At 67.7% G+C, this 6,806-nt stretch carries 5 protein-coding genes; 1 reads left to right on the top strand and 4 read right to left on the bottom strand.

All coding sequences use genetic code 11. The features are described 5' to 3' along the window. Positions 1–109: 109 nt before the first annotated feature. The 4 genes from ACFQVC_RS42265 to ACFQVC_RS42250 are packed head-to-tail and all read right to left on the bottom strand — an operon-like array spanning position 110 to position 5,810. Positions 110–1,396, bottom strand: coding sequence for a wax ester/triacylglycerol synthase domain-containing protein (locus ACFQVC_RS42265; protein ID WP_381842062.1), 1,287 nt, complete (start codon positions 1,394–1,396; stop codon positions 110–112). A 1-nt stretch (position 1,397) separates the two neighbouring features. Further along, the gene (locus ACFQVC_RS42260; protein ID WP_381842059.1) at positions 1,398–3,083 is read right to left on the bottom strand and encodes a benzoate-CoA ligase family protein; all 1,686 of its coding nucleotides are present in this window, start codon (positions 3,081–3,083) and stop codon (positions 1,398–1,400) included. Continuing rightward, positions 3,080–4,192 (bottom strand): NAD(P)-dependent alcohol dehydrogenase, encoded by a 1,113-nt coding sequence (locus ACFQVC_RS42255; protein WP_381842056.1) that lies wholly within the window; start codon positions 4,190–4,192, stop codon positions 3,080–3,082. Before ACFQVC_RS42255 ends, ACFQVC_RS42260 begins: the two co-directional genes overlap by 4 nt. A gap of 34 nt (positions 4,193–4,226) precedes the next feature. Beyond that, positions 4,227–5,810, bottom strand: coding sequence for an aminotransferase class V-fold PLP-dependent enzyme (locus ACFQVC_RS42250; RefSeq protein WP_381842053.1), 1,584 nt, complete (start codon positions 5,808–5,810; stop codon positions 4,227–4,229). A gap of 173 nt (positions 5,811–5,983) precedes the next feature. On the opposite strand from ACFQVC_RS42250, the gene ACFQVC_RS42245 reads away from it, so the two are divergent. Then, positions 5,984–6,739 carry an SDR family NAD(P)-dependent oxidoreductase gene (locus tag ACFQVC_RS42245; RefSeq protein WP_381842051.1) on the top strand — a complete coding sequence of 252 codons (756 nt, stop codon included), beginning with the start codon at positions 5,984–5,986 and terminating at the stop codon, positions 6,737–6,739. The last annotated feature ends 67 nt before the right edge of the window (positions 6,740–6,806 follow it).

Raw genomic sequence — 6,806 nt, 5'->3', positions numbered from 1 at the left:
CTGGGCTACATGCAGGACCTGACCCGGTACTGGCGCGACGACTACGACTGACGAGCCCAAGAGGTCCGGCTCAATGCGTTCCCCCAGTTCCGTACCGAGATCGACGAGGTCAGCGGCGGGGCGGGACAGGGCCGGCGGCCTGGGCGATGGCGTCGATGGCCTGGCGCCACAGACGCGGGATCTGGTCGGCCTCGGGTAGCGCCTGATCGATCTGGAAGCAGGCGGTGGAGGTCTCGCCGTACAGGAACAGGCCTACGGTGAGCGGGAAACCGTCGGGGCAGCAGATCATCGGCACGATGCGGTCGACTGGGTCTCCGTGGTAGTGAAGGCTCTGCCGGATCTTGAAGATCGACCCCACGACGGTCAGCCGGTCCGGGGCCGCACTGCGGGCCAGCAGCTGTTCCAGAACCTGCCGGGGGGCGTGTCGGCTCAGTTGGTACAGGGTCTGCTTGTAGCCGGGGTCCTTGAGCGGGGCGGTGGCCTGAAGGGAGCGGCGCAGCCGGCTGGGTGCGGTCATGGCGCCGCCAGGCAGGTCGATGCGCGCGAGGAAGAAGCGGTTGCCGGGCAGGGCGACCTCGTCGGCGGTGCGCAGGTTGACGGGGACCATGATGGGGACGCCGCCTTCGCGGGCCTCGGGCCAGTGCTCCCCGGCCCATTGTGTGATCGCGTGGGCCAGCGCCGCCAGATGCACGTCGTTGCTGGTTGCCCCGTAGGCGCGGCCGGCGTCCTTGAGCAGGTCGGTGGGAACGTCCTGCCACAGGACGTGGCGGCGTCCGGACAGGGGCTGCGTGGGGGAGTTCCACATGCTGTGGGGGCGTGTGTTGCGCCAGGTGTGAGCCGTGGTGTTGAGGAGCTGCCGCAGCTTGGGTGGGCGGAGGTCGCCGGGTGTGAGCGCGGTCGCCGAGGAAGCGCCGGTGCCCGCTTCCGGGCCGAAGAGGGCTTCGGCGACCGCCATGATGTTCGCGGCGTCCTGTACGGAGTGGTGGGTGAGAAAGACGAGGCAGTAGCGGCCCGTGGCATGGCCCGACAGTAGGACGAGTCGCCAGGCAGGGCCCGTGGCCGGCAGGGGTTCGTGGAGCAGCGTACGTACGGTGTCGTCGAGACAGCCCGCCCCGGCCGTGGTGCGGCGTTCGACGACGTGCTCTTGGAGATCGGGCCTGGCGGGGGTCCATTGAGGTGCTCCGTCGCGGACGGTGAGGGTGTGGGTGAGGCACGGCAGCTGGTCCAGTCTCCGGCTGACCCGCCCCCGCAACTGGGCGAGGTCCGGGGTGTTCCCGGTCAGATGGAGGACCACGCCGACGTTGGGCACCGATTCACTGTGCGAGGCGGCCTCGCCAGCACCGTGGAAGAGCATGTCGACGGGGTTGGGGGTGGAAGGAGCAGCGAGGAGGGGCATGTCAGTTGCCTCCTGACGGGGGCATGAACGGAACGGGGACGGCGGATGCCACACGGTCTGCCGGCAGGTGCGCAGGCTGGGTGGGTACGCGCGGGGTGAGGCCGAGGTCCTCAAGTCGGGCCAGGGCCTGCTGTTGGACGAGCCTGCGGTTGACCTTGCCGGTGCCCGTGGTGGGCAGATCCGGGTAGACGAGCACGTGGCGGGGGCACTTGTGCGAGGTCAGGGCCTCACGGCAGAAGGCGACCAGGCCATCAGCGTCAACGCTGCCCGCGCCGGAGGGGACGACGCAGGCCACGGGCCGGTCGAGGCCGTCGGCGTCCGGGGCGGGCACGACACAGGCGGCGGCCACGTCGGGATGCTGGAGCAGCCGGTTCTCGACCTCGGACGGGGTGACCCAGATGCCACCGCTCTTGATCATGTCACCTGCGCGGCCGAGACAGGTGTAGTAGCCGTGTTCGTCGCGGGTGAACAGGTCCCCGGTATTGATCCACTCCGCCTGGAAGACGGCGTGGGTGGCGTCGGGGCGGCACCAGTAACCTGTCGCGGCCGAAGGGGCCTTGACCTTGAGGACACCAGGCTGGCTGCTTTCCGCTTCGGTGCCGTCCTCTGTCTCGATGCGCAGTTCGTATCCGGGTACGGGCATGCCCAGGGTGCCGGGTCGTGATGCGCCGGGCTGATTGGCGAGGAAGATGTGCAGGGCCTCGGTGGGGCCCATGGCGTTGAGCAGTTCCGTGCCGAACCGGGCACGGAAGCGCATGTGCAGCTCGGGCGGCAGCGGTTCGCCCGCGGACACCGCCATACGTACGCCGTTGAAGGCGGAGTCGGGCAGGGACCCTTCGCGCAGGAGCGCTGCGTAGGAGGTGGGGACGCCGAAGAACACTGTGGGTGCGTCGTCGGTCAGGCGTCTGGCGATGGTCTGCGGGGTGGGCGGGGACGGGTCCAGTACGGCGGCTGCCCCCACGGAGAGGGGGAAGAAGCAGGAGTTGCCGATGCCGTAGGCGAAGAAGAGCTTGGCCACCGAGTAGCAGCGGTCTTCCGGTCGCAGTCCGAGCACTTCTTGTCCGTACTGTTCGGCGACGAAGCGGATGCTGCCGTGCCGGTGCATGGCGGCTTTCGGGGTGCCGGTGGTGCCGGAGGTGTACAGCCACAGGGCGGGGGAGTCCTCTGTGGTGTGGTCGGCGGCCTGGTCGCTGTGGGAGGAGGTTTCGCCCGCGCGCATCAGGTGCTCCCAGCGCAGCCGGATGACGGGCGAAGGCGGTTGCAGCGGAGCAGCGTGGAACACCACGACGCCCTGCAGATCCGTAAAGGTGGGCGTCTCGGTCAGTGCCTGCTGCAGCGGGTGGCAGAATTCCGGTCCAGCCAGTACGTAGCGGCAGCGTGAGTCATGGATGAGTGCCGCCAGTTCGGTGCTGGTACTCATCGTGGACACGGGTACGGGAACGGCTCCCATGCGCATGAGTGACAGTAGGCCGGTGACCATCTCGGGGCTGTCGGCGGCGTGGATCAGTACCCGCTCCTCCGGCCGTACTCCCAGCGCCCGCCAGCCGGCGCAGGCACGGGCCACATCGGTTGCGAGCTCCGCATACGTCACGGTGCCGCGGGGGCTGATCAGCGCGGGCCGGTGGCCCATCCCGCGGGCGAGCTGCCGGTCGAGGAGGTAGACGGCAGCGTTGAAGTGGTCTTTCATGCGGGACCTCCCAGGAAGCTGAGCACGGGCTTGACGGCCCGTCCGTGGTGCATGTCGTCGATGGCCTTGTTGATCTGGCCGAGGGGATAGAGGGAGATCAACTGGTCGAAGGGGAAGCGCCCTTGGCGGTGCAGGTCCAGCAAGGTGGGGATGAACAGGGCCGGATTGCTGTCGCCCTCGACGATGCCGCGCACCTGACGGCCGAAGAGCAGGGCGGACATGTCCAGGCGGGCCTCGGTGCCCAGGGCCGGGGCCCCGACCAACCCGCAGACGCCCTCCAACGCCAGACAGTCGACGGCTTGGCGCAGTACGGCAGGGGCCCCGGTGGCCTCGATGCTGTAGTCGAAACCGGCTCCGTCGGTCAGTTCCCGCAGGACAGCCGCCGCATCTCCCAAGGTGAGGTCGACGGTGTGGGTGGCGCCGACGGCCTTGGCCCGGGCGAGACGGGAGGCGTTTCGGCCGAGGACCGCGATCGTGGAGCAGCCCGCGATGGCGGCTGCCATGACGGCGCCGCAACCGACCGCGCCCGCCCCGAAGACGGCGATGCTGCTGCCCGGGGAGCAGAGGAGCGCGTTGAGCACCGCGCCGGCCCCGGTCTGGAATCCGCACCCCAGTGGGCCGAGGAGTTCCAACGGCAGATGCGTGTCGACCTTGACCACCGACCGCTCGGAGACGACCGCATGGGTGGCGAACGACGACTGGCCGAAGAAGACGGCGTGCGCGGGATGGTCCCCGTCCCGCACCGGGGTGGATCCGTCCGGCCGACTGCCGGAGAAGTTCCTGGCGAAGAAGTCCGCGCAGTACGCCGATCGGCCACGCAGGCAAGCCCTGCACTGACCACAGGAGTTGAAGCTCAGCACCACCCGGTCGCCCGGGGCCAGGTGATGCACCTCGGGCCCGACCTGTTCGATGATGCCGGAGCCCTCGTGCCCGAGTACGGCCGGCAGCGGGACGGGGAACCACTGGTCGCGGCAGATCAGATCGGTATGGCAGATCCCGGATCCGGCCATGCGCACGAGCACTTCGCCATGGCGGGGGTGCTCGAGTTCCACCTCGCGCAGATGGAACGGTTGACGTACCCCCTCCGCGAGGGCTGCTGTGATCCTCATCATGACTCCCTTCGCTGTCCGCGGCGGTCGGGATTCACGTGTTGCCCTTGGTGGTGCGCAGCAGCTCCAGCGCCAGACGTGTCCCGTCCTGGCCCAGGCGCTGATGGAACCGCTCGATCACCTCGCGCTCACGCGCCAGATCGGTGCGCGGCAACGCACCTGCCAGACGGCCGAGCCGAATGCCGCGCGCGACGCTGTTGCGTGCGGTGATCAGCCCCATGAGGTCGTCGTCGAGCGCGTCGATCAAGGCTCGTTGGCGCGTGACCAGCGGTGGCAGCAACCGTGCGTCGCTGCCCTCCGCCTCTGCACGGGCCGGTCGTGGGCGCGTGGGGCGGTGCTGCCACTTCTCAACCGCTTCCAGCAATTGGTCGATGTGGGCAAGGGTGTTGTAGTGATGGCAGGAGACGCGGATGCCTCCGACCCCGGAGATGTAGCGCATGCTGACGGCGACTCCAGCTGCGAGGAGTGTCCTGAGCACCGTCTGATCGGCGGCAGCGTTGCCGGCGCGGAACGTGACGATCCCGGAGCGGTCCTCCACGGCGCGGGGGCTGACGGTCTCGATGCCGAGACGGTCCAGACCTTCCAGGAGATAGTCGGCCAGGGCGTGGATGTGCTCTTGGATCCGTTGCGGCCGCAGCTCGTGAATGACCGAAAGAGAGGCCGCGAGACCGACCGCCCCGGGATAGTTTCCTGTCCCTCCCGTTTCCCAGGCCGAAGCATCACCGGTGAACTCGTACTCCTGGAACGGAGTGATATCGGTGCGGAGAAACGCTTCTCCCCATGTCCGGGCCGGCGGCTTCGCCGAGAAGAAACCAGCTAGCGGGCGGCGCAGCTGCGGACGCGCCTTCGGCGACAGGTACATGAACCCGGACCCGAACGGTGAGCACAGCCATTTATGGCCCCCGCACACGAGAATGTCGACCGGTGTTTCCTTCACGTTCAACGCGAGGGAACCTAGATGCTGGGCCGCGTCCACGACGAGCCAGATCTCCCGCTGACGGCAGAGCTCGGAGATGCTGGCCAAATCGACCCGAAATCCGTTGGTCCACTGCACCGAGCTGATGGCCAACACCTTTACCTCGGGCGTCAGTTGAGCGCGTACCGCATCGACACTGATGCGCCCCTGCGCATGGGGAACAGCCCGCACGGTGACGCCTCGCGCCTCCATCTGGCGCCACATCAGCCCCATCTGAACGAACTCCAGGTCAGGGACCAGTACGTGATCGCCGGCCTTGAGCGGAAGTGCCTCAGCGGCAATCTTCAGCCCCTGCGTCGCACTCTCCACCAGCGCGATATCGCTCGGTTCGGCTCCGATCAGCCTGGCGGCCATGGGATGAGCTGCCGCCCTCGTGACGTTGAGCCGCCCGTGCATTTCGGTACCGGACTCACCGATGCAGTACTGCATCCCCTGCGCGAGATCCGTCACCGCGCGAACCGCCCGAAAAGGCGCAACCCCGATACACGCACTGTCCAGATAGGCCTTGTTTCGTACTGCTGGGAATTCCCGCTGAATGCAGGACTGAAATTCACTGTTGGTGACGACTCCGTGCATCGGAAACCCTTTCGCGAAATCGGAAGAATGGGTGCCGATCTGATGATCAGGAGTGCGGCGGGGCAAGATCAAGGGCGTGCGGGGGCGACAAGGAGGGCACCCGGGGTGCGTACGGCGTGGGGGTATTCATGTGATGAATACCCCATCGAGAAGAGATCCTTGGATGCGAGATTCGGAACTCGTCCGGCAGGGAAATTCTTGATGCAGGCGCGATCGGCGGCCTGGGCAGGAGGCAAAGGGTGACCAGTCGGGTGTGCGTTGTCACGGGAGCCGGCCGGGGAATCGGGCGAGCAGCGGCCATCCACCTATCCGGACAAGGGCATCGCGTTGCCCTGGTGGCGCGCACCGAAAGCGAACTGGTCAGCACCGCAGCGGAATGCCCAGGGGAAACCCTTGTCCTTCCCACGGACGTCACGCGTCCCGATTCCGCCGGCGAAATCCTCGACACGATCGCTGAGAAATGGGGCCTGACCCAGATCCTGGTCGCAGCAGCTGGCCGGAACCGTTCGGCGAAACTCGACGAGACCACCGACAGTCACTGGCAGAGCATGCTAGACCTGAATCTCACCTCGGTCTTCCAGTGGCTGCGCGCCGCACTGCCACCCATGGCCGCAAACGGCTGGGGCCGCGCCATCGTCGTCTCGTCTATCGCGGGAAAGCGGGGCTTCAAGCACCTCTCCGCGTACGCCGCGGCCAAGCACGGCGTCATCGGCCTGGTCCGCTCAGCGGCCCTTGAACTGGCCCACACCGGAGTCACCGTCAACGCCGTCTGCCCCGCCTACGTCGACACCGAACTCACCGAGCGCACGATCGAATCCATCGTCGCCCAGGCCGGATGGACCCGCGCCGACGCCCTTCACCACGTCAACAGCCTGCAGCCCATCGGCCGCATGATCAGCACGAACGAGGTTGTCCAGGCACTGAGCGCCCTCATCGACAACGCGGGCATGACCGGCCAGAGCATCCACGTGGACGGGGGCCTGGTGCACGGCTGATCAGTGGCGGACAAGCACCGGCGGACCACGAGCTGCTGCGATTGGCGCGGCTGTGATCTGGGTGCAT

The sequence above is a fragment of the Streptomyces monticola genome, assembly GCF_042665355.1.
Lineage (GTDB): Bacteria > Actinomycetota > Actinomycetes > Streptomycetales > Streptomycetaceae > Streptomyces > Streptomyces monticola.
This window is presented reverse-complemented; position numbering and strand designations above follow the sequence as displayed.